The 22,561-nt window shown below is 55.6% G+C and carries 16 protein-coding genes; 13 read left to right on the forward strand and 3 right to left on the reverse strand.

All coding sequences use genetic code 11. From position 1 onward, the window contains the following. The first annotated feature begins 10 nt into the window (after nucleotides 1-10). Nucleotides 11-2,590 (forward strand): ATP-dependent chaperone ClpB, encoded by a 2,580-nt coding sequence (gene clpB, locus AC1XYH_RS02675; protein WP_483325123.1) that lies wholly within the window; start codon nucleotides 11-13, stop codon nucleotides 2,588-2,590. Nucleotides 2,591-2,828: 238 nt separating this feature from the next. Here the strand turns inward: clpB and AC1XYH_RS02680 are convergent, their stop codons facing one another. Next, nucleotides 2,829-3,290, reverse strand: a complete 462-nt coding sequence (locus tag AC1XYH_RS02680; RefSeq protein WP_483325124.1) for a PA2169 family four-helix-bundle protein — start codon at nucleotides 3,288-3,290, stop codon at nucleotides 2,829-2,831. Nucleotides 3,291-3,456: 166 nt separating this feature from the next. Here AC1XYH_RS02680 and AC1XYH_RS02685 point away from each other — a divergent pair, with 166 nt between their 5' ends. Continuing rightward, nucleotides 3,457-3,912 carry a hemerythrin domain-containing protein gene (locus tag AC1XYH_RS02685; RefSeq protein ID WP_483325125.1) on the forward strand — a complete coding sequence of 152 codons (456 nt, stop codon included), beginning with the start codon at nucleotides 3,457-3,459 and terminating at the stop codon, nucleotides 3,910-3,912. Nucleotides 3,913-4,023: 111 nt separating this feature from the next. Here the strand turns inward: AC1XYH_RS02685 and aceF are convergent, their stop codons facing one another. Then, a complete protein-coding gene (gene aceF, locus AC1XYH_RS02690; RefSeq protein WP_483325126.1) occupies nucleotides 4,024-5,688 on the reverse strand; it encodes a dihydrolipoyllysine-residue acetyltransferase in 1,665 nt (554 codons plus the stop codon). Between the two features lie 11 nt (nucleotides 5,689-5,699). Beyond that, nucleotides 5,700-8,357, reverse strand: a complete 2,658-nt coding sequence (gene aceE, locus AC1XYH_RS02695; protein WP_483325127.1) for a pyruvate dehydrogenase (acetyl-transferring), homodimeric type — start codon at nucleotides 8,355-8,357, stop codon at nucleotides 5,700-5,702. A 293-nt stretch (nucleotides 8,358-8,650) separates the two neighbouring features. On the opposite strand from aceE, the gene glnE reads away from it, so the two are divergent. From glnE to AC1XYH_RS02750, 11 genes are all read left to right on the forward strand, one after another. Continuing rightward, nucleotides 8,651-11,599 (forward strand): bifunctional [glutamate--ammonia ligase]-adenylyl-L-tyrosine phosphorylase/[glutamate--ammonia-ligase] adenylyltransferase, encoded by a 2,949-nt coding sequence (gene glnE / locus AC1XYH_RS02700; protein WP_483325128.1) that lies wholly within the window; start codon nucleotides 8,651-8,653, stop codon nucleotides 11,597-11,599. A 77-nt stretch (nucleotides 11,600-11,676) separates the two neighbouring features. Beyond that, a complete protein-coding gene (locus AC1XYH_RS02705) occupies nucleotides 11,677-12,600 on the forward strand; it encodes a branched-chain amino acid transaminase (RefSeq protein WP_483325129.1) in 924 nt (307 codons plus the stop codon). 86 nt (nucleotides 12,601-12,686) lie between these two features. Then, entirely contained in the window at nucleotides 12,687-13,733 is a 1,047-nt protein-coding gene (waaF, locus tag AC1XYH_RS02710) for a lipopolysaccharide heptosyltransferase II (protein WP_483325130.1), read from the forward strand. A gap of 3 nt (nucleotides 13,734-13,736) precedes the next feature. Further along, the gene (gene waaC, locus AC1XYH_RS02715; protein ID WP_483325131.1) at nucleotides 13,737-14,801 is read left to right on the forward strand and encodes a lipopolysaccharide heptosyltransferase I; all 1,065 of its coding nucleotides are present in this window, start codon (nucleotides 13,737-13,739) and stop codon (nucleotides 14,799-14,801) included. Further along, a complete protein-coding gene (locus AC1XYH_RS02720) occupies nucleotides 14,801-15,922 on the forward strand; it encodes a glycosyltransferase family 4 protein (RefSeq protein ID WP_483325132.1) in 1,122 nt (373 codons plus the stop codon). Before waaC ends, AC1XYH_RS02720 begins: the two co-directional genes overlap by 1 nt. Beyond that, the gene (gene rfaP / locus AC1XYH_RS02725) at nucleotides 15,919-16,734 is read left to right on the forward strand and encodes a lipopolysaccharide core heptose(I) kinase RfaP (RefSeq protein WP_483325133.1); all 816 of its coding nucleotides are present in this window, start codon (nucleotides 15,919-15,921) and stop codon (nucleotides 16,732-16,734) included. The genes AC1XYH_RS02720 and rfaP overlap by 4 nt, the downstream gene beginning before the upstream one ends. After that, nucleotides 16,731-17,477, forward strand: coding sequence for a lipopolysaccharide kinase InaA family protein (locus AC1XYH_RS02730; protein WP_483325134.1), 747 nt, complete (start codon nucleotides 16,731-16,733; stop codon nucleotides 17,475-17,477). The genes rfaP and AC1XYH_RS02730 overlap by 4 nt, the downstream gene beginning before the upstream one ends. After that, the gene (locus AC1XYH_RS02735) at nucleotides 17,474-18,250 is read left to right on the forward strand and encodes a lipopolysaccharide kinase InaA family protein (protein WP_483325135.1); all 777 of its coding nucleotides are present in this window, start codon (nucleotides 17,474-17,476) and stop codon (nucleotides 18,248-18,250) included. Before AC1XYH_RS02730 ends, AC1XYH_RS02735 begins: the two co-directional genes overlap by 4 nt. Further along, a complete protein-coding gene (locus AC1XYH_RS02740) occupies nucleotides 18,247-19,689 on the forward strand; it encodes a lipopolysaccharide kinase InaA family protein (RefSeq protein WP_483325136.1) in 1,443 nt (480 codons plus the stop codon). The genes AC1XYH_RS02735 and AC1XYH_RS02740 overlap by 4 nt, the downstream gene beginning before the upstream one ends. Nucleotides 19,690-19,700: 11 nt before the next feature. Then, nucleotides 19,701-21,434: a carbamoyltransferase family protein gene (locus AC1XYH_RS02745; RefSeq protein WP_483325137.1), complete on the forward strand. Its 1,734-nt coding sequence runs from the start codon at nucleotides 19,701-19,703 to the stop codon at nucleotides 21,432-21,434. Next, nucleotides 21,431-22,555 carry a glycosyltransferase gene (locus tag AC1XYH_RS02750; protein ID WP_483325138.1) on the forward strand — a complete coding sequence of 375 codons (1,125 nt, stop codon included), beginning with the start codon at nucleotides 21,431-21,433 and terminating at the stop codon, nucleotides 22,553-22,555. The genes AC1XYH_RS02745 and AC1XYH_RS02750 overlap by 4 nt, the downstream gene beginning before the upstream one ends. Nucleotides 22,556-22,561: the final 6 nt, after the last annotated feature.

Consider the following 22,561-nt stretch of genomic DNA (forward strand, 5'->3'; position numbering starts at 1 on the left):
GACGAACGCTATGCGTATTGACCGTATGACCAGCAAGCTACAGGTCGCCTTGTCCGACGCGCAATCACTCGCCGTTGGCCGCGACCACACGCAAATCGACACACTGCACTTATTAGTGGCGCTACTTGAACAACAGCAGGGCTCTATAAAGCCACTGTTGATGCAGGTGGGATTTGATATCAACACGTTGCGCAGTGAGTTGGGTGGTGCGCTTGATAAGCTCGCTACCGTGAGTAATCCCACGGGTGATGTGAGCATGTCGACTGACTTGGCGCGCTTACTTAATCAGGCTGACCGGCTTGCGCAGCAGCACGCTGATCAGTTCATTTCCAGTGAGCTGGTGTTACTCGCGGCAATGGACGAGAAAACCGCTGCCGGTAAGATCCTGCTGGGTCAGGGGGTATCCAAGAAAGCGTTGGAAAATGCCATCAGCAATCTGCGTGGCGGCGAAGCGGTGAACGACCCGAATGCTGAAGAGTCCCGCCAGGCGTTGGATAAATATACGGTTGATCTGACCACCAAAGCTGAGCAGGGCAAGCTAGATCCGGTTATTGGTCGCGATGATGAAATCCGCCGTACCATTCAGGTGCTGCAGCGCCGCACTAAGAATAACCCGGTGCTTATTGGTGAGCCGGGCGTAGGTAAGACTGCCATCGTAGAAGGGTTAGCGCAGCGCATCATCAACGGCGAAGTGCCAGACGGTCTTAAGGACAAGCGTTTATTGTCGCTGGATATGGGCTCGCTGATTGCTGGCGCCAAGTTCCGCGGCGAGTTTGAAGAGCGCTTAAAAGCAGTGCTCAATGAGTTGTCTAAACAGGAAGGCCGGGTGATTCTGTTTATCGACGAATTGCACACCATGGTAGGCGCCGGTAAGGCCGAAGGCTCAATGGATGCCGGTAACATGCTTAAGCCCGCGCTGGCGCGTGGCGAGCTGCACTGCGTGGGTGCAACCACGCTGGATGAATATCGCAAATATATCGAGAAAGATGCAGCGCTTGAGCGTCGATTCCAGAAGGTACTGGTAGACGAGCCTTCCGAGGAAGATACCATCGCGATCTTGCGCGGCCTGAAAGAACGCTATGAGCTACATCACAAAATCACCATTACCGATGGCGCCATCATTGCAGCGGCCAAGCTGTCTCATCGCTATATAACTGATCGTCAGCTGCCGGATAAGGCTATCGACCTGATCGATGAAGCTGCCAGCCGTATTCGCATGGAAATCGACTCCAAGCCGGAGGCTCTGGACCGTCTGGAGCGTCGACTGATTCAGCTCAAGGTGGAACGCGAAGCCTTGAAAAAGGAAGACGACGATGCTGCGCTCAAGCGGCTGGAAAAGTTGAAAGAAGAGATCGCCAAGCTCGAGCTCGAATACGCGGACCTGGAAGAGATCTGGAAGGCGGAAAAAGCCGAAGTGCAGGGCTCAGCACAAATTCAAGAGCGCATCGAACAGGCCAGGCAGGAGCTCGAAGCGGCAAGGCGTAAGGGCGAGCTGGCACGTATGGCTGAGCTGCAGTACGGCATCATTCCGGATCTGGAGCGCAGCCAACAAATGGCTGAGCAACATGGCAAAACAGAGAATCAGTTACTGCGTAACAAGGTGACTGACGAAGAGATCGCTGAGGTGGTTTCCAAGTGGACCGGTATTCCGGTGTCCAAGATGCTAGAAGGTGAGCGCGACAAGCTGCTGCGTATGGAAGATGCGTTGCACACGCGGGTGATTGGTCAGCACGAGGCGGTGGTGGCGGTCTCGAACGCGGTGCGTCGTTCGCGCGCTGGTTTATCTGATCCGAATCGCCCGAGCGGCTCCTTTATGTTCCTTGGGCCAACCGGTGTGGGTAAGACAGAGCTGTGCAAGGCGCTGGCCGAATTTCTCTTTGATACTGAAGAGGCCATGGTGCGCATCGACATGTCTGAGTTCATGGAAAAGCACTCGGTTGCTCGTTTGATCGGTGCGCCTCCGGGTTATGTCGGCTACGAAGAAGGTGGCTATCTGACCGAGGCAGTGCGTCGCAAGCCTTACTCGGTAATCCTGCTGGATGAGGTTGAGAAGGCGCATCCTGATGTATTCAACGTGCTATTGCAGGTGCTGGAGGACGGTCGTTTGACCGACAGCCAAGGCCGTACCGTGGATTTCCGCAACACCGTGATTGTGATGACGTCAAACCTTGGATCTACGCAGATTCAGGAATTGGTCGGCGACCCAGAAGCACAGCACGCGGCAGTGATGGATGCACTTGGGCAGCACTTTCGTCCTGAATTCATCAACCGGGTCGACGAAGTTGTGGTGTTTGAGCCATTGGGTCGGGAGCAGATTGCCGGTATTGCCGAAATTCAAATGGGACGTTTGCGTGAGCGTCTGGCTGAACGCGAGCTGGATCTGCAATTGACCGACGAGGCGCTGCAGAAACTGGTAGCCGTGGGTTACGACCCGGTTTACGGCGCACGGCCGCTCAAGCGAGCAATCCAGCGCTGGATCGAAAACCCGTTAGCGCAGCGTATTTTGGCAGGTGATTTCGCGCACGGCGAAACTATTCTCGGCAAGATAGAAGATGACAAGTTTGTGTTCGGTCACCAGTTAAAACAATGATGGCGAGTTAAAGTGCCACTGTTAACAGTAACGCACTGGTCTGCCCGCTTTGTTGAAAGTGAGTGAGCTAAAGAGGGGGCTGCAAACAGCCCTCTTTTTTGCAGATAAGTATTAGGTAAGTGTAAAAATTACTACAGGGTGGGCTGGATTGAAGTTATTTTTTTGCAAATCTAATCTGGCGGGCTCGCATAGTGGGAGCCCGCCAGTTACTTTCTGCTATTAAATAGCTTTTTTGAACTTAACTGCGTGCACGCTCTGCATCGCGTAACGATTTAATTTGATCGTGGTTACGCAAAACACCCTCGTACTGTCGCTGCACTAGCTGACGCACATCTTCTGGCAGCCCTTTCTCAAGTGCTTCTTTGTAGTTCTTTTTAGCCACATCTTCGCCGCGCTCACATTCGTTGAGTACGGCTTTATCATCTTTACCAGTGATCATAGACTTGAGGTCTACCCAGCGGCGATGCATGTCACCACCAATGCTGGTTGAATCTTCTGGCTTGCCACCTAAGCGCACAACCACTGCCTGCAGTTCCTGGGCAGCTTTGCCGCACTCTAGCGACCGCTGGCCAAATAAGGTTTTCAGGTCCGCACGCTTGGTATCTTCAGCACATACACGGAAACCTTCTTCGCCGTCTTTGCTGGTTTCAATCAGATCGTTCAGGGTGGAAATCACTTCTTTCGTATCAATCGTGTTCATGAAGTAGCTCCTGCTGGTAACGCGAGTGGGTGGTATATGAACTAACCGGCGTAATAAAAAATGGTTCAAATAAATTTTTTGCGACCGATGAAATAAATGACTGGAACGCTTCTTTGCTCGCTTGGTCACAATTTAGTGTCACCTACCCTGAATGAGGTTAGCCGAGATGAATGCAATTGAACTGTTAAAAAAAGATCATAAAACAGTAAAGAGCCTGCTTGCCAAGCTTATGGATACCACGGAGCGCGCGATAAAAACGCGCTCGGAATTGCTTGAGAAAATACGCACGGAAGTTTCGATTCATACGACGCTGGAAGAAGAACTTTTCTATCCGGCTTTTAACAAAGCGGGTGCTAAAGACGAGGCGAAGATGGTAGCCGAGGCGAAGGAAGAGCACCGTGCAGTGGAAGAGTTAGTGTTACCTGATCTGTTCAAAACCGAGCCAGGTAGTCTCAACTTCTCTGGACGCATGAAGGTGCTCAAAGAATTGCTGGAGCATCACATCGAAGAGGAAGAGGAAGAGATGTTCAAGGATGCCGCTAAGCTGATGAGCAAAGATCAATTGCTGGAGCTGGGTAAACAAATGGAAGAGAAACAACGCCAGCTTAAGGCAGCTAATTAAACCAAATACGCTGACAGGTCGTTGAGACAAGCGATTGAGTTAATCGTCTGTATTCATCGAACCTGCCGCCAATGGTATCCAGACGGGGAGGTTTCTCCCCGCCTGCTTTTTTTACAGCAGCATCGAACGTATATCACCCAGCAGCTCACCGAGCCGTTTGGTGAACTGGGCCGCGGCCGCACCGTTAATCGCGCGGTGGTCGTAGGAAAGCGACAGCGGCAACATCAGTTGCGGCTGGAAGGCCTTGCCGTCCCATACAGGCTGCATGGTTGCCTTTGATACGCCAAGAATCGCCACCTCCGGGCTGTTCACAATCGGCGTGAAGTAAGTCCCGCCGATGTGTCCCAAGCTGGAAATGGTGAAACAGGCGCCTTGCATCGCGTCCGCCCCGAGCTTCTTGTTGCGCGCCTTGTCGGCGAGCTCGGCTGCTTCACCTGCCAGTTGCAGCAGACTCTTCTTGTCGACATCGCGGATAACCGGCACCAGCAGGCCATCCGGCGTATCAACTGCAAAGCCGATGTGCACGTACTTTTTCTGGATCAGTTGCTTGCCATTTGGCGCGAGCGCAACGTTGAAGCCCGTTTGCTCGTTGAGTACGTGAGCGCAGGCCTTGAGCAAGAAGGGCAAAATAGTCAGTTTGACGCCAGCCTTCTCCGCGACGGCCTTTTGATCCTTGCGGAAGACCTCAAGCCCGCTGATGTCAGCCAGATCAAACTGGGTAACATGCGGCACATTCAGCCAGCTGCGATGAATGTTGGTGGCGCCAACCTGCTGCAGGCGCGTCATGTCTTTGGTTTCGATTTCGCCAAAGCGCGAGAAATCGACCTCGGGTACGGCAGGAATGCCTGAGCCGCCTGCGGTAGCAGGTGCGGACTTCTGCTGTTTCATCACTGCCTGTACGTGCTTCTGCACATCTTCCTTGAGAATACGATCACGCGGGCCTGTGGACTTCACATCGACTAGGTCAATGCCGAATTCGCGGGCCAGCATGCGCACCGCTGGGCCGGCATGCACCTTGGCGCCTTCACGGCTCGGACCACCTACCGGCGGCGGGCTCTCTGCTTTCGGCGCTTTGCTCTCAGCGGGTTCGGCTTGCTCTTCCTTAGCCGGTTCGCTGTCTTCCTCAGCCGCTTCGTCGTCGGCCTCTGGTTCGGCGTCGTCCGTCTCGCCCTGAACCTGCATGTGCATGATCAGATCGCCGGTTTTAACGTCTTGCTCAAGCTTGACTTCGATTGACTCGATGACTCCAGCGAAAGGTGCCGGCAGTTCCATGCTGGCCTTGTCAGATTCCAGTACCAGTAGTGATTGGTCGGCCTCTACCTTATCGCCTTTGCTGACCAGAATTTCGATCACTTTGGCGCCAGCATCGGAGCCCAGGTCTGGCACTTTGACGGCTTGGCTTTTGCTCGCGGCCTTCTTCGGTGCGGCTTTAGGCTCGGGCTTTTTCTCTTGTGGCGCTTCCTTACCCTTCGGCTCTTCCTGCTTTGGCTGTTTCTCCTTGGCAGGTTTGTCTTCGGATTCGGGCTGCTTGTCGCTATCGCCGCTGGCGACTTCCAGCTCAATCAGCGAGTCACCCTCTTTCAGGTTGTCGCCCAGTTTGGTCTTGATGGACTTGACCACGCCGCCCTTGGGGGAGGGCACCTCCATGCTGGCCTTGTCGGATTCGAGCACAATCAGCGACTGTTCCGCCTCGACCGTGTCGCCTTCCTTGACCAGAATTTCGATTACTTCACCCTCACCACCGCCGATGTCGGGTACTTTAATGAGTTCACTCATACCGTCGCTCCTCAGCAGTCCAGTGGGTTGATCTTGTCGGGGTTGATGCCGAAGGTTTTGAGTGCATCAGTTAGCACCTTAGGCTTCAGTTTGCCTTCCTCTACCAGCGCACTCAGCGCACTGTAAGCAACCCAGTGACGATCTACCTCAAAGAACTGGCGAAGTTTGCGGCGGCTGTCGCTACGGCCAAAACCATCTGTGCCCAATACCTTGTAGGTGCCGGGTACCCACTGACGGATCTGGTCAGCGAACAGCTTCATATAGTCTGTTGAAGCGATGACCGGGCCAACGCGTTTCGCCAAGCACTGCTCGACAAACGTGAGCTGTTTTTTGCGGGTTGGATGCAGGCGATTGTCGCGCTCGACAGCCAAACCTTCGCGACGTAGTTCGTTGAAGCTGGTAACGCTCCAGATATCGGCAGTGACGTCGAAGTCCTCCTTAAGAATCTTCGCCGCTTCGCGCACTTCACGCAAAATGGTACCGCTACCCATTAGCTGAACGTGCAGGTCACCTGGCTTGCCGGTTGAATCGAGCAGGTACATGCCGCGCATGATGCCTTCGTGTACTTCCTTGCCCTTGGGCATGGCTGGCTGTTCGTAGGCTTCGTTCATCACGGTGAGATAGAAGTAAACATTCTCTTGCTCTTCCATCATACGGCGCGCGCCTTCGCGGATGATAACCGCCAGTTCGTAGCCATACGTCGGGTCATAGCTGCGGCAGTTGGGGATCGTACTAGCCAGAATGTGGCTATGACCGTCCTCGTGCTGCAGGCCTTCCCCGTTCAATGTGGTGCGGCCAGCGGTACCGCCAATCAGGAAGCCCTTGGCACGGCTGTCGCCAGCGGCCCAAGCGAGGTCGCCAATACGCTGAAAGCCGAACATGGAGTAGAAGGTGTAGAACGGCAGCATCGGTTGGTTATGCGTGCTATACGCCGTACCAGCAGCGATCCAGCTGGACATGGCGCCAGCTTCGTTGATGCCTTCCTCAAGAATTTGGCCCTTCTTGTCCTCTCGGTAAAACATCACCTGATTCTTGTCGACGGGCTCGTACAACTGACCAACTGAAGAGTAAATACCGAGCTGACGGAACATGCCCTCCATGCCGAAGGTGCGTGCTTCATCCGGTACGATGGGCACGATACGCGGACCTAGTTCCTTGTCCTTGACCAGTTGCGACAGAATGCGCACGAAGGCCATGGTGGTAGAAATTTCACGGTCGCCGCTGCCGTCCAAAATGGCTTTCAGGGTCTCCAGTGGTGGTACCGGCACTTTGCTGCTCTCGACGCGGCGCTGTGGCATGTAGCCGCCCAGTGCTTCACGGCGCGAGTGCAGGTATTTGTACTCAGCGCTGCCTTCTTCGGGCTTATAAAAGGGCAATTTCTCCAGGTCGTCATCGTTGACCGGAATGTCGAAGCGGTCGCGGAATTTCTTCAAACTGTCGATATCGACTTTCTTGGTGTTGTGCGCGGTGTTCTGGCCCTGACCGGCGCCGGTTCCGTAACCTTTGATGGTCTTGGCTAGGATGACGCTCGGCTGGCCTTCGTGGTTCACCGCATTGTGGTACGCGGCATACACCTTGTAAGGGTCGTGGCCGCCTCGGTTGAGCTTCCAGATCTCCTCGTCGGACAGGTCCTTGACCATGTCCTGCAGCTCGGGACGCGTGCCGAAGAAATGCTCGCGCACATAGGCGCCATCGTTGGCTTTGTAGTTTTGGTAGTCGCCGTCGACGGCGTCTTCCATACGCTGTTGCAGCAAGCCATTATCATCCTTGGCGAAAAGGGGATCCCACATACGGCCCCAGATGACCTTGATGACGTTCCAGTCAGCGCCCCGGAAGCTACCTTCCAGCTCTTGAATAATCTTGCCGTTGCCGCGTACCGGACCATCAAGGCGCTGCAGGTTGCAGTTGATTACGAAGATCAGGTTGTCGAGCTTCTCGCGGCCAGCCAGAGCGATAGCGCCTAAAGATTCTGGCTCGTCGGTTTCTCCGTCGCCAACGAAGCACCAGACCTTCTGCTTACCCGGCTCGATAAAGCCGCGGTGCTCCAGATACTTCATGAAGCGTGCTTGATAAATGGCCTGGATGGGGCCTAGGCCCATAGATACAGTCGGGAACTGCCAGAACTCGGGCATCAGCCAAGGGTGTGGGTAGGACGAGAGCCCTTCGCCATCGACTTCCTGGCGGAAATTGTTCATCTGCTCTTCGCTGATGCGGCCTTCCATAAAGGCGCGGGCATAAATACCCGGGGAGGCGTGACCCTGGAAAAACACCAAATCGCCGCCGTGTTCTTCGGTCGGCGCTTTGAAAAAGTAGTTAAAGCCAATGTCATACAGGGTGGCGCTGGAGGCAAAGGTGGAAATGTGGCCGCCCAGGTCCGGATCCTGCTGATTGGTGCGCATCACCATGGCTAAGGCGTTCCAACGCACCATCGAGCGGATGCGGCGTTCCATAAACAGATCGCCGGGCATGCGGGTTTCGTGGGTGACTGGAATGGTGTTGCGGTAAGGCGTGGTAATGGCGTAGGGCAGTGGCGTGCCAGTGCGGCTGGCTAGCTCACCAAGGCGCGTCATCAGGTAGTGCGCGCGGTCCTCGCCTTCGTTGTCGAGTACGGACTCCAGGGCGTCGAGCCATTCCTGGGTTTCGAGCGGATCGATATCGTCTTGCTTCATTATGGTCTCCAGACCTTGTGGGTCTTGCAAGTGCCGGAAAACGCCGAACTGTCGCGAGCGAACGGGCTGGCAACATGGCCGTGCGTAGATTTCGCTAACACCTGTGGGTGTTGTGACACGGGTTGACTGAAATTGTTCTTGTAGTTTTACTACAAAAAAGTAGGTTATTCCACTCTTCGTTAGTCGTATATGTAGCTTTGCTACATTCTGACCAGTTGGTCGCAAGTTCCTGTGCTTTCCTGCTGACGACCATCATGGCAAGCTGCTGTTTCGGTTTTTGTACAGGATAGACCATGCCTAATTCTTTGCCGCTGTTGCCCGACACGCTGCGTCCCACACTTGATCATCATCTTGCGCAATGGCGTGCCGCAGTGGATGCGTCGGGGCTGGCGTCGCGACTCGATGAGCTCGGTGACAGGTTTCAGCAGCAGTTACCGCAGGTACTGGCCGGTAGCGACTACGTTGCCGAGCAACTGCGACGTGATCCGCTAATGGCGTGGCACCTGTTGGAAGACGAACGCTTACTGCGCCCGCTGGTTGAAGGCGAGATGCGCGAGATGCTGCAGCATGAGTTGCAGGAGCTAAATAGTGAGGAGGAGTTGGCGCAGCGCCTGCGCCGTTTTCGGCAGGCGCAGCAGGTGCGCATTATCTGGCGTGACCTCACAAGGATGGCGGCCTTGTTGGAAACCACCCGCGATTTATCCGATATGGCTGATACGTGCATCGATGAGGCCTATCAATGGCTGTATTTGCAGAGCTGCGCGTCGCTTGGCGAGCCGCGTAGCGAAGCTGGCGAGCGGCAGCACATGGTAGTACTGGGCATGGGCAAGCTCGGTGCTTTCGAGCTCAACTTATCCTCGGATATTGACCTTATATTTGCTTATCCTGAGCCGGGCGAAACCCATGGCGGCCGTCGTAGCCTGTCCAATCAAGAGTTCTTTATTCGTGTTGGACAAAAACTGATCAAAGCGTTGGACGCACCCACCGTAGACGGTTTTGTGTTCCGCGTGGATATGCGATTGCGGCCTTACGGCGACAGCGGTGCCTTGGTCTTCAGCTTCGACGCGCTTGAACAGTATTACCAGAGCCAGGGGCGCGACTGGGAGCGTTACGCGATGATCAAGGCGCGGGTTGTGGCAGGCGATCAGGCCGCCGGTGCCAATCTACAAGCCATGCTCAAGCCCTTTGTTTACCGGCGCTATCTGGATTTCGCGGCCATCGATGCGCTGCGCAGCCTAAAGCAGATGATTCAACGCGAAGTGCAGCGCAAAGGGTTGCAAGATAACGTTAAATTGGGCTCCGGCGGTATTCGTGAAGTGGAGTTCATTGGTCAGGCCTTTCAGTTAATTCACGGCGGCCGTGATCGTGCACTACAACAAAGACCCATTCTTGCTGTGCTGAAAACCCTTGCCGCCAATGATTATCTGCCGGCCCAAGCGGTGGACGAGCTCAGCACCGCTTATGGTTTTTTGCGTGACACCGAGCACGCGTTGCAGGCGGTCGACGACCGGCAAACTCAAATGCTGCCGACTGATGCGCTGGGTCAGGCGCGCATCGCATTCATGCTGGGTTTTACCGATTGGGCAACCTTTCGCGAGCGGCTTGATTTTGAGCGGGATACGGTCGCGCGGCACTTCGCCGGGGTAATTGCCGATCCGGATGAGGACGAAGCCGAGCCCATAGCACCGCATGCCGATTGGATACCTCTGTGGGAAGGCACGCTGGACGAGGAGCAAGCTCTAGAGCAACTTGATGCGGCCGGCTTCCACGATGCACCTGCGGCTTGGCGGCGGCTTGGGGCACTGCAGGCATCTGGCCGCGTCAGGGCCATGCAGCGGCTAGGACGCGAGCGGCTCGATGGTTTCATGCCGCGTTTGTTAGCAATGGCCTGCGAGCAGGAAAATACGGACCTCGCGTTGGAGCGGGTTTTGCCATTGATTGAAGCGGTGGCCCGCCGGTCGGCTTATTTAGTGCTGCTGACTGAGAACCCTGGCGCATTGCGTGAGTTGCTGGTGCTTTGTGCTGCCAGCCCGTGGATCGCCGAGCAAATCACCCGTTATCCGGTGGTGCTGGATGAGCTGCTGAACGCCGGACGGCTTTACCGTCCGCCGGAGCCGGACGAGCTGGCGGACGAGTTGCGCCAGCAGTTGCTGCGCATCCCCGAGGATGATCTGGAGCAGCAGATGGAAACGCTGCGCTATTTCAAACGCGCTCATGTATTGCGGGTCGCCGCTTCGGAGATCGCCGGCACGCTGCCGCTGATGAAAGTCAGTGATTATCTGACCTGGATTGCCGAGGCGATTTTGCAGCAGGTACTCAAGTTGGCGTGGCGCGAAATGGTCTCGCGCCACGGTCAGCCCGCGCAAGCTGACGGCTCACGCTGTGAGCTGGACTTCATCGTGGTGGGCTACGGGAAGGTCGGTGGCATTGAACTGGGTCACGGCTCTGATTTGGATCTGGTGTTTGTGCACGACGGTGATCCGCAATCAGAAACGGACGGTGCCAGGCCTATTGATGGCAGCAAGTTTTTTACCCGCCTGGGGCAGCGTATTATTCATATGCTCAATACTCAGACTGTTTCAGGGGCGCTTTATGAGGTGGATATGCGTTTGCGCCCCTCGGGTGACTCGGGGCTGTTGGTCAGCTCGCTGACTTCCTTCGCGCGTTATCAGCGTGATGGTGCCTGGACTTGGGAACATCAGGCGCTAGTGCGCGCGCGTCCCTTGGTCGGCTGTCCGCGTTTGGTGGACGGGTTTGCTGCGCTGCGAGCTGAAGTACTCGGCAGCCCGCGTGATGAAAAGGCACTAGCGCGTGAGGTGGCGTCCATGCGGCAAAAAATGCGCGATAACCTGGGAACGTCCGCGACGGCTGCCGGAACCAGCGCCGATGCCTTCACCGATAAGCGCCTGTTTGATCTCAAGCAAGATGCTGGAGGTATCGTTGATATCGAATTTATGGTGCAATATGCGGTTCTAGCCTGGTCGTGCCGGTACCCCGAATTACTACGCTACACCGATAACATCAGGATTCTTGATGAGCTGCAGAACGCTGGCCTGATCGCCGGTGAAGACGTACACCGCTTGCAGGAGGCTTACAAAGCCTACCGCGCAGCGGCTCATCGCCTGGCTTTGCAAAAGCAGCCGGGCAAAGTAAGCGGCGACCAGTTTCATGATTTCCGTCATGGAGTCATCAAGCTTTGGCAGCAGATGCTGCCGACCCCAGAGCCTGACCCCGTCGCGTGAGGGGCAGGCGTGCTGGAGCGCTCAGGCAGAACCAAGAACGCAAGACTGAGAGAACAAAGAATATGGAGCTGGCTGCTATGTCGATGGCGGATCGTGATGGTGTTATCTGGTTTGATGGTGAAATGGTTCCGTGGCGCGAAGCCAACGTGCATGTGCTGACGCATTCGCTGCACTACGGCATGGGTGTATTTGAGGGTGTTCGTGCTTATAACACGCCAGACGGTACCTCGATTTTCCGCCTGCAGGCTCACACTGACCGCCTGTTTGATTCCGCCCATATCATGGGTATGAAGATTCCCTTTACCAAAGAGCAGCTGAACGAAGCCCAGCGCGCCGTGGTACGTGAGAATGGTCTTGAAACCGCCTACATTCGCCCGTTGGTATTCTACGGCTCTGAAGGCATGGGTATCCGCGCTGACAACCTTAAGGTGCACGTGGTTATCGCGGCTTGGCATTGGGGCGCCTATATGGGCGAAGAAGCATTGGAGCGCGGGATCAAAATTCGCACCAGTTCCTTTACCCGTCATCACGTCAACATCACCATGACCCGTGCCAAGGCCACAGGAGCCTACATGAACTCCATGTTGGCTCTGCAGGAGGCGGTATCTGCTGGTGCAGATGAAGCGTTGTTACTTGATCCGGAAGGTTACGTGGCGGAAGGTTCCGGCGAGAACGTGTTCATCGTCAAAAATGGCACCATCTATACGCCTGAAGTGACGGCCTGCCTGAACGGTATTACCCGTGCAACCGTGCTGGCGTTGGCTAATCAGTTCGACATTCCGGTTGTTGAGAAACGCCTCACTCGCGATGAAGTCTATATCGCCGATGAAGCTTTCTTTACCGGTACGGCTGCAGAAGTTACGCCGATTCGTGAGCTCGATTGCCGTCAGATCGGCGAAGGTCGTCGCGGTCCAGTAACTGAGAAGTTGCAAAAGGCTTATTTTGACCTGGTTACTGGTCAGAATGCGGATCACGCCGAGTGGCGGACGTTGGTCAAATAAGCGGCAAGTGACAAGCTGTAAGCGGCAAGCAGTCAGGAATTGCTTTTCGACTTGCAGCTTGAAGCTTGCAGCTTGAAACTGCCCTTATGAATATTTTGATCGTAGGACCGAGCTGGGTTGGCGACATGGTTATGGCGCAAACCCTGTTCGTCTGCCTGAAACAACGGCATGGCGAAGACTGTCAGATCGACGTGCTGGCGCCGGACTGGAGTCGCCCGATTCTGGAACGTATGCCTGAAGTACGTCAGGCGCTCAGTTTTCCGCTGGGCCACGGCGCGCTGGAGCTGACTACGCGTCGGCGTATCGGCCGCGAGCTGGCTGGCCAGTACGATCAGGCGATTTTGTTGCCCAATTCCCTAAAGTCGGCCTTGGTGCCGTTCTTCGCTGGCATCCCGGTGCGTACCGGCTGGCGTGGTGAAATGCGTTATGGTCTGCTTAACGATGTGCGGGTGCTCGATAAAGCGCGTTATCCGCTGATGATTGAGCGCTTTATGGCGTTGGCTTATCCGGCTGGCGCTGAGTTGCCGCAACCCTATCCCAACCCGGCTTTACAGATCGAAGATAGCTCTCGAGCTATCGCCTTGTCGCGCTTCTCGCTGGAATTGGATCGTCCGGTGTTGGCGTTGTGCCCCGGCGCTGAATTTGGCGAAGCCAAGCGCTGGCCAAGTGAGCACTACGCCAAGGTCGCGGAGGAGAAGATTCGGCAGGGCTGGCAGGTTTGGTTATTTGGCTCTAAAAGTGATCACCCGGTGGGGGAGCAGATTCGCGCGCGCTTGATTCCCGGCTTGCGCGAAGAGGCGGTGAATCTGGCCGGCGAGACCAGCCTGGCCGAAGCAATCGATTTGCTCTCCTGCGCCGAGGCTGTTGTGAGCAACGACTCTGGTTTGATGCACGTGGCAGCCGCTTTGAATCGGCCGTTAGTGGCGGTATACGGGTCTACCTCTCCAGGCTTTACACCGCCCTTGGCTGCGCAAGTTGCCACCGTGCAGCTGGGCCTTGAGTGTAGCCCTTGCTTTGACCGCACTTGCCGGTTCGGTCACTACAATTGCCTGCGCGATTTGCCGCCAGCTCAGGTGATTACCGCGTTGGATCACCTGGTCGGTGATCTGCTGGCCGATCCGCAGGACCTTTAGCCGATGCGTGTATTGGTGATCAAAACCACGTCACTGGGTGACGTGATTCATACCCTTCCTGCGATTACCGATGCCGCGAGAGCAATACCGGGTATCCGCTTTGACTGGGTGGTGGAAGAAGGTTTTGCCGAGATCCCAGCCTGGCATCCCGCAGTTGACCGTGTTATTCCCGTGGCCGTGCGACGGTGGCGCAAGAGCCTCTGGCAGACGATGCGCAGCGGTGAGTGGCGCACGTTCAAACAGCGCGTCAGCGAAACTGAATATGATTTGGTTATTGATGCTCAAGGCCTATTGAAAAGCGCTTGGCTCAGTCGCTATGCGCGTGGACCAGTCGCGGGGTTGGACAGTGAGTCAGCCCGCGAATCCATGGCCAGCCGTCTTTATAAGCAGAAGATCAATGTGCCCTGGGGGCAGCATGCGGTTGAGCGTACCCGGCAGTTATTTGCTCAAGCGCTGGGGTATCGCGTGCCTGAAGGTCTGGGTGATTATGGTCTGGCGCCGCCAGCGGCGGCTGCGGATGCAGCTGAAAGAGCTGATTATGTGGTTTTTTTGCACGGTACTACGTGGGTCACCAAGCACTGGCCGGAAGTCTATTGGCGCGAGTTAGCTGAACGAGTCGTTGCTCAAGGCTTGCAGGTCAAATTGCCTTGGGGCAGCTTGCCGGAGCAAGCCCGCGCACAGCGGATTGCTGAGGGGCTGGAGGCGGTGCAGGTGTTGCCGCGGTTACCGTTAGCGAGTATTGCCGAAGTGTTGGCCGGTGCCCAGGCCTGCGTCGCGGTTGATACTGGATTGGGTCATCTCGCCGCTGCGCTGGATGTGCCTACGCTGTCGTTGTTTGGTCCGACCAATCCCGGCTTTACCGGCGCCTACGGTCATGCGCAGCGGCATCTGGCCAGTGACTTTGCCTGCGCGCCCTGCTTGCGTAAAACCTGCAACTATAAGCCGACACCCGCCGATGCGCAGCAGTTCGACTTGAGCAAAGAGCAGCCACTGTGCTTTACCCGTTTGGCTCCAGAGCGCGTGTTGGCGCAGCTGCACACCTTAATGTCCGCAACGAGAGCTGACTAATGCAACTGGCCTTTGTGCTCTACAAGTATTTTCCCTTCGGTGGTTTGCAGCGCGATTTTCTGCGTATTGCCCAAGTGTGCCAAGCCAGAGGGCACAACATTCGCGTATACACATTGAGCTGGGATGGTGAGGTGCCGCGCGGATTCGATGTGGTGATGGTGCCGGTCAAAGCTTTGAGCAACCATCGACGCAACGAAAAGTTTACCGCTTGGGTACAAGCTGATCTGGCAAAGCGTCCGGTTGATCGCATCGTGGGGTTCAACAAGATGCCGGGGTTGGACGTGTATTACGCCGCTGACCCCTGTTTCGAAGACAAGGCGCAGACGTTGCGCAGTCCGCTCTACCGCCGCCTCGCTCGTTATCGACACTTTTCAGCCTATGAGAAGGCCGTTTTCTCGCCAGCGCTGGGTACCGAGATATTAATGATTTCGGATGTGCAACTGCCATTGTTCACCAAGCATTATCGCACGCCGCTTGAGCGTTTCCACATGCTGCCACCGGGCATCTCGCCGGACAGACGCGCGCCGGATAACGCCCCCGAGCTGCGCGCTGAGTTCCGTAGCGAGTTTAAGTTGGCGGAAGACGAGCTGCTGCTAGTACAAATTGGCTCGGGCTTCATTACTAAAGGGCTGGATCGTTCAATTCGCGCGCTTGCTGCTTTGCCGGCTGGACTGAAAGGCCGCACCCGCTTGATGGTTGTTGGCCAGGATGAGCCTGCCAAGTTCAAGCGTTTGGCCCGTTCTCTCGGGGTGGCTGAGCAGGTTGAGTTTCTCAAGGGGCGAAGCGATGTGCCGCGCTTTTTGCTCGGGGCCGATTTGCTGATTCATCCCGCCTATAATGAGAACACCGGCACTGTGTTGCTTGAAGCATTGGTTGCAGGGCTTCCGGTATTGGTAACCGACGTTTGCGGCTATGCCCACTTCATTGAAGAGGCCGACTGCGGGTTGGTGGTACCTTCTCCCTTTGCACAAGGGGCGCTGAACAAGATGCTGGCAGACATGCTGAACAATCCGGAGCTACGTCAGAGCTGGAAGGCGAATGCGCTGCGTTTTGCTGATCAGGAAGATCTCTACAGTCTGCCCGAGCGCGCGGCAGACGTTATATTGGGAGCGAATGCATGACGTTGGCGTTGAAAGAGCCTTTTGCCAGTCTCTGGGCTGGCCGCGATCCCTTTGTTGAGGTCGAACGTCTGGAAGGTGAAATTTTCCGCGAGCTGGAAGCCAGGCGTACGCTGCGCACGGAAGTAGAAGGTAGGGGCTACTTCGTAAAGATCCATCGTGGGGTTGGCTGGGGCGAAATTTTAAAGAATTGGAGCACGCTAAAGGCGCCAGTATTGGGCGCAGGTCAGGAGTGGCAGGCGATCGCCGCACTACAGCAAGCTGGCGTGCCGACCATGACCGCAGTGGCTTTCGGTGAGCAAGGGCGTAATCCGGCAGGGCAGCATTCTTTCATCATCACCGAAGAGCTGGCGCCGACTATCAGTCTGGAAGACTTCAGCATTGAGTGGCTGAGCAGCCCACCGCTACCGCAGTTAAAACGAGCACTGATCGAACGCGTGGCCCAGATGACCCGTCAGATGCATCGCGCTGGGGTTAATCATCGCGACTGCTATATTTGTCATTTTCTGCTGCATACCGATCAGCCGTTGAGCGTCGAAAATGTGCCGCTGTCGCTAATCGATCTGCACCGTGCCCAGGTGCGTTCCAAAGTCCCACTGCGCTGGCGTAACAAAGACCTGGCCGGTCTGTACTTTTCCGCCTTGAATATCGGCCTGACCCGCGGTGATAAATTGCGTTTTCTGCGTACTTATTTTGGCTTGCCGTTGCGCGATGTATTGAAGCAAGAGGCGCCGTTGCTGAGATCGCTTGAGCGCAAAGCCGCGAAGCTACAAGCGCGTTTCGAGCGTAAGTACGCCCCCGGCGCTACATTATGAAGCGCTGGACCCTCAACCCCGAATACGCAACCGGGGATAGCGGGCTGCTGTTTGCTGACATTGCGACGGTATTTTCGCTTGAGGGTGAGCTAATCACGAGTGACCCGCTCAGTAGTGTGCACAAAATTTGGGTTGGAGATCGTTACTATTATCTCAAGCGTTATACCGGTGCAGGGAAGAACCTGCGTCGTTATATTGGCCGCCCTCGTATTCAGGCTGAGTGGGAAAATCTGCTTAATTTCCAGGCGTGGGGAATACCCACCGCGCCCGTCGTGGCTTTTGGTTCCGAGCGCCAAGGCGGTGCTTTTGTGCGCGGGGCGTTAATTACCGAAGAGTTGGCGGAGACTCGCGATTTGGCGGATGTAGCTAAAGCGGGGGATCCGCGCCTGCACAATCGTGTTTGGGTTCGCCACGTTTCTCGGCAAATTGCCTGTGCCACGCGGATGATGCATGACCAGGGCTTTACCCATAACGATCTTAAATGGCGGAATATTTTAGTGGATGAACGGCCTAACAGCCGCGTCTATCTGATTGATTGCCCTGGTGGAACATTCTGGTGGGGCCCCATGTTGCGCTATCGTGTTATCAAAGATCTGGCCTGCTTGGATAAGCTCGCAAAGCGCTATTTGAGCCGCTCACAGCGACTGGCTTTTTATAAAGACTATCTTGGAAAGCCCCGGTTGAATGCTGAAGACAAAAAGCAGATACGGGCGATTTCCACCTATTTTGAGGGGAGAGAATGACTCGTTTGCCCTTTGTGGCCGTTAATGCCAATGAGGTGCTCAGTCGTCATCAACTCGACAATTTTGAAGCACTTTGGGCGCTGGATCTAGAAGCCGTAGACGCCCCTAACACGGGGCGTGGTGGCTGGAGCAGCGTGCATCGCCTTGCATTGGTCGATGTTAACGGAGAACAGCAGTGTTTCTACCTGAAACGCCAGGATAACCACTGTACCCGAACCTTGCAGGCGCCTTTTGGGGAGCCGACCTTTGCTCGCGAGTTTCGGGCAGTGCAGGATTACGCCGAACTGGGTATACCTGCGCTTGAAGCCGCTTTTTTTGCCCGTCGCGAGGTAAATGGCCGCAAACAAGCAGTGCTGCTGACTCGCGCTTTGGATGATTACGCGCCGCTGGACGAGTGGTTCGAGCGCTGGGAGCAATTATCACCTGAGCAAATTCGCACGCTGTTGAAGGCCGCGGGTGCTCTGGTTCGGGCACTGCACAATGCGGGGGTCATTCATAACTGCCTTTATCCCAAGCACGTTTTTTTGAAGCTCCACGGAGATGGCGCCGGTGCTAGATTGATCGATCTGGAAAAAACGCGTCGGGCCTGGTTTGGGCATCGCGATTATGTGCGCGACCTTGAAACTTTGGACAGGCGCAGCGCCGTGCCGAGCCGCACTCAGCGGCTGCGTTTTGTGCTGGCTTATTTTGGCCAACAGCGCCTGAATGACGAAAGCAAGGCGCTGGTGCTGAGCTTGTTGGCGCGGCGGGCCAGCAAGGCAGCTAAAAGATGACACTTACTGCTGAGCTGCAGCGTGCTGGCCGTGCCCCGGCGCTACCGTTGCACGTGCCATTGGCAGATGGTACTAAGTTGTTGGTCGAGCAGTGGCTGCGTGTATTGCCGGGCAAACGTTTGGTCGCTAAGGCCACGCAGAATGAGCGTACTGTTTTGCTTAAAGTGTTTATCGCTGCAGCCGCTGCGCGTCACTGCTTGCGCGAGCGGGAGGGGATACAGGCGCTGACTCAGCAGAATATAAGCACCCCCGTGTTGCTCGGCGAAGGTGAGATAGAGGGTGGCGGGCGTTATCTGATTAGCGAGTTTCTGAGTGATGCGGTTTCTTTACAACAGCATTGGGACGCCTTGCCAAGCCGTCAGCCGGGAGCTACCCAAGCGGCAAATCTGCTCGGACAAGCGCTGGCGATTATCGGCGAAATGCATGCTAAAGGTCTGGTGCAGACAGATTTGCATTTAGGTAACTTTCTGCAGCAGCAAGATCGCGTGTACATGATTGACGGTGATGCCGTTGAATTGCTGAGTCCGGGGCAGCCGTTGACAGCTGAGCAGGCTCAGCAAAACCTGGCTATTTTTTTCGCGCAGCTACCGGTTGAGTGGGATGAACTCACCGAGTTGCTGCTGATCAGTTATTTGCAACACAACCCCTTAGCCCTCAACCCGGACAAGCTTAGCGATAGCATCATCGCTGTGCGTGAGCGTCGTCAGACGGACTATCTCGGCAAAAGCTTACGTGACTGTACTCAGTTCTCGGTAAAGAGCACTTGGGGACGTTTTACCGCAGTGGTACGCATGCAAGCCGATCGGTTGAACGCGCTGGTGAAAGACCCTGACCAATACTTTGTAGCCCAACCGTTGCTAAAGGACGGCGGCAGTAGCACCGTTGTCAGAGCAGAGACCGGCGATGGTCCGGTGGTGATAAAACGCTACAACATCAAAGGGCTGGGCCACTGGCTGAAACGTTTTTGGCGCCCGAGCCGCGCGTGGCATTCTTGGCTGGCGGCGCATCGGTTGCAGTTTCTTGGCATAGCCACACCCGCGCCTCTTGCGATGATTGAAAGCCGCTTTGGCCCGTTGCGGCGTCAGGCCTGGTTGATTACCGAGTATTGCCCGGGTGATAACCTGCTGAAGCATCTGGGTGAGCAGGGCGACAGCTTGCCGGATGCAGAAACCTGCGACGCACTATTGAAAGTGTTTAAGCAGCTGGTGTCTGCGCGTGTCAGCCACGGTGATTGCAAAGCAACCAATTTGTTGTGGTTGCACGGCGAAGTGGTGCTGATCGATCTTGATGCCATGCAACAGCACCGCAATGGGAACGCATGGCGTCAGGCCTGGTCACGTGACCGTGCGCGCTTTATTCGCAACTGGCCTGCCGAGAGCCCTCTGGCCATGTGGCTGGAAGCGCACTTGCCTACCACGCCCCTGGATGCCGAGCAGTAACGAGGAAGACCATGGCACTGACGATACTTGGCCTTTCTGGCGCATTAAGCCACGCTCCCTCCGCGGCACTGTATATCGATGGCAAGCTCATCGCGGCAGCAGAGGAAGAACGCTTTGTGCGCGACAAGCACGCAAGGCACCGTACGCCCTATGAGTCAGCCAAATTTTGTCTGGCACAGGCATGCATAGCAGCGAATGACGTTGACATCGTCTCCATCTCCTTGGCACCGCCCAACCTATTTGGTAGCGCTGCGCGCAGACATTTTGCCAAGCGTTGCTGGTACGCCCCCGGCGGAGCATTGGCTGTCACTCTGAACGACAAACGGCGTTTTAAACAGTACCGGAATAAGATGCGGTGGTGTTTGGAACAGTTGGGATTCGATCTCGACAAGGTGCGGCTGGAGACTGTGGCGCCTCATCTCGCGCAGGCCTCTAGTGCCTATCACTGCTCTGGTTTTACCGAGAAAACCGCGATCATGGGGCTCGGCGGCATAGGTGAATACGCCACCACGTTTTTTGGTTATGGCGAAAATGGCAAAATTCATAAGATTAAGGAATTTTACGACCCGGATTCGCTGAGTGGGCTTTATGCGGCACTGGCGGAATACTTGGGTTTTGAAATGCTTGATGGCGAAACCAAGGTCATGGACCTGGCCACCTATGGCGATGCCGCCAAGTACGACTTCTCTCGTCTTGCCACCTTCGAGAATGGTGAGCTGATCGTCGACAATGAGTACGTCAACGTGATTGGTATGCGCCGTTACAAGGAAGATCGCAAGGGCTACGCCTTCTCTCCGAAGCTGGTCGAGTGGTTGGGCCCTAGACGAAAAGACGATACCGTCGGTGAGCCTTACGTACATTACGCGGCCAGTATGCAGGCGCTATTTGAAAAGCTGGCGCTGCAGATGATGGACTATTATCTAGGCGATATTTTACGCGAGACCGGTCTTATCGTTTCAGCCGGCACGGGTGCGCTCAACGCGCGCCTTAATCAGCGTATTCTTTCGCGCCCGGACGTTAGGGAGTTTTTCGCACAGCCCGCCTCCGGGGATAGTGGGGCTGCTATCGGCGCGGCGTCCTTTATCTCAGTCAGAAATGGCGTGCCAGTCGAGAAGATGGAACACGCTTTTCTCGGGCCTGCTTATAGCAATGAAGACATCATCGCCGCCTGTGCTCGCCATCCGAATAAACCGCAGTGGGAGCAGCTCGACAACGTCACCGATGAAATCGCCAAAGTGCTGGCGGAGGGCAATCCGGTCGCCTGGTTTCAGGGGCGCATGGAGTTGGGTTCGCAGGGTTTAGGTGGGCGTTCTATGCTTGCCTGTCCGAGCGCAAAAGATGTAATTGAACGGATTAACCAACAATACAGGCTTAATGAGCAATGGCGCCCTTTTAGCTACTCCATGCTGGATACTGAGGCGGTCGAAATGCTAGCAAATGACCACCCTGCGCCGTTTATGGCGATCACTTTCGATATGACTTCTGATCGAGCAAAACGGCTTTCCGCTTTGGCAAGGCTAGGCGGCACTGTTAGAGCACAGGTGCTCAAACGCGGGTACAATCCACAGTATTACGACCTGATGAAGGAGCTTGAGCAGATGACCGGTAACGGTACTGTTCTCAACGCCGCATTGAATCGCGATGGCGAGCCAATGGTGTGTTCACCCACCGATGCACTGAACCTGTTTTTTGCCACGGGTCTGCAGTTTTTGATCATGGAGGATATTTTGGTGGTGAAAAGGTGAGCACTTCTCGCACAGCACGCCGGGTGCTGCAATTCTGCCACGGTTACGATGGACCGTTTCTGGATTGTGCCCGGCAATATGCCGCCCTGTTTGATGGCACTGATTATCAAGTCACGACCGTTTTTCTGACGGGAAAGAAAGATCAGCAGGTGGCAGATAAGTGCCAGTCTGCTGAAGTCCTGTTCATGGAATACAGCTCCGCAGACATTCGAGGGTTAAAACTGAAGGCCATCCGCGAGTTGCGGCAGATTGCCCGCGAGCGCGATTTCAGTTTTTGCATTGCCCATCGCTCCAAGCCCACTTATATCGCTTGTTTGGCCACTAACTTGCCCGTTATCGGTGTGCATCACGCTTTCGGCGACTTTGAGCGCTTGGGGCGCAAGCTATTTGCCCGTGTTTTTCGCAGTCGTCTGCATCTGCTGGCAGTGTCTGACGCGGTGCGTGAGGACATCCGCAGCTGTCTGCCCGGCTGGCCACACGAGCGTATTCAGACACTGCACAATCGAATTGATGTAGAGGCGGTTAGTGATGCTCTGGTCTCGCGTGGCGAGGCTAGGCGCACATTAAAACTGCCAGACAACGCCTGGGTGGTCGGCAATGTTGGTCGTCTGCACCCGGATAAAGACCAAGCTACTCTGGTTGAAGGCTTTGCCAAGGCCCTACCAGCATTGCCGCCGCAAGCCGTGTTGGTGATTATGGGAGTGGGCCGGTTAGAGTCGAAATTGAAAGCGCTGGTACAAAGCTTAGAGATAGAAGACCGAGTGGTTTTTACGGGCCAGGTTCCTGATGCCCGGCAGTATTTCAAGGCATTTGATGTGTTTGCACTAACCTCAGACCATGAACCTTTCGGTATGGTGTTGCTGGAGGCCATGGCGGCCGGTAACGCGCTGATTTGCAGTGACTGTGGAGGTGGTCCAGAGGTGGTGGGCGACATTGGTTGTTTATTCCCTTTTGGCGACGCCACGTCCCTCGCGGCTACCCTGCTACGTTGTGCTGGTTACGATGCAGAGCAACTTGCGATGCTGGGACAACAAGCAAATGAAAGACTGATATTGTTGTTTTCCGATACCGCCGCTCAGCGGCGTTTCTGGCAATTGCCGGTCACCGCCCCTTACAAATAGAGTTTT

Source organism: Pseudomonas sp. GW-45 (genome assembly GCF_056896675.1).

What these genes read in the sequence shown, in the direction of transcription:
- clpB (WP_483325123.1), top strand. Translation starts at nt 11, where the DNA reads ATGCGTATTGACCGTATGACCAGCAAGCTACAGGTCGCCTTGTCCGAC.
- waaC (WP_483325131.1), top strand. Translation starts at nt 13,737, where the DNA reads ATGCGTGTATTGGTGATCAAAACCACGTCACTGGGTGACGTGATTCAT.
- rfaP (WP_483325133.1), top strand. Translation starts at nt 15,919, where the DNA reads ATGACGTTGGCGTTGAAAGAGCCTTTTGCCAGTCTCTGGGCTGGCCGC.
- AC1XYH_RS02740 (WP_483325136.1), top strand. Translation starts at nt 18,247, where the DNA reads ATGACACTTACTGCTGAGCTGCAGCGTGCTGGCCGTGCCCCGGCGCTA.
- AC1XYH_RS02745 (WP_483325137.1), top strand. Translation starts at nt 19,701, where the DNA reads ATGGCACTGACGATACTTGGCCTTTCTGGCGCATTAAGCCACGCTCCC.
- AC1XYH_RS02680 (WP_483325124.1), bottom strand. Translation starts at nt 3,290, where the DNA reads ATGAACACGATTGATACGAAAGAAGTGATTTCCACCCTGAACGATCTG.
- AC1XYH_RS02685 (WP_483325125.1), top strand. Translation starts at nt 3,457, where the DNA reads ATGAATGCAATTGAACTGTTAAAAAAAGATCATAAAACAGTAAAGAGC.
- AC1XYH_RS02720 (WP_483325132.1), top strand. Translation starts at nt 14,801, where the DNA reads ATGCAACTGGCCTTTGTGCTCTACAAGTATTTTCCCTTCGGTGGTTTG.
- AC1XYH_RS02705 (WP_483325129.1), top strand. Translation starts at nt 11,677, where the DNA reads ATGTCGATGGCGGATCGTGATGGTGTTATCTGGTTTGATGGTGAAATG.
- AC1XYH_RS02730 (WP_483325134.1), top strand. Translation starts at nt 16,731, where the DNA reads ATGAAGCGCTGGACCCTCAACCCCGAATACGCAACCGGGGATAGCGGG.
- glnE (WP_483325128.1), top strand. Translation starts at nt 8,651, where the DNA reads ATGCCTAATTCTTTGCCGCTGTTGCCCGACACGCTGCGTCCCACACTT.
- aceF (WP_483325126.1), bottom strand. Translation starts at nt 5,688, where the DNA reads ATGAGTGAACTCATTAAAGTACCCGACATCGGCGGTGGTGAGGGTGAA.
- AC1XYH_RS02735 (WP_483325135.1), top strand. Translation starts at nt 17,474, where the DNA reads ATGACTCGTTTGCCCTTTGTGGCCGTTAATGCCAATGAGGTGCTCAGT.
- waaF (WP_483325130.1), top strand. Translation starts at nt 12,687, where the DNA reads ATGAATATTTTGATCGTAGGACCGAGCTGGGTTGGCGACATGGTTATG.
- aceE (WP_483325127.1), bottom strand. Translation starts at nt 8,357, where the DNA reads ATGAAGCAAGACGATATCGATCCGCTCGAAACCCAGGAATGGCTCGAC.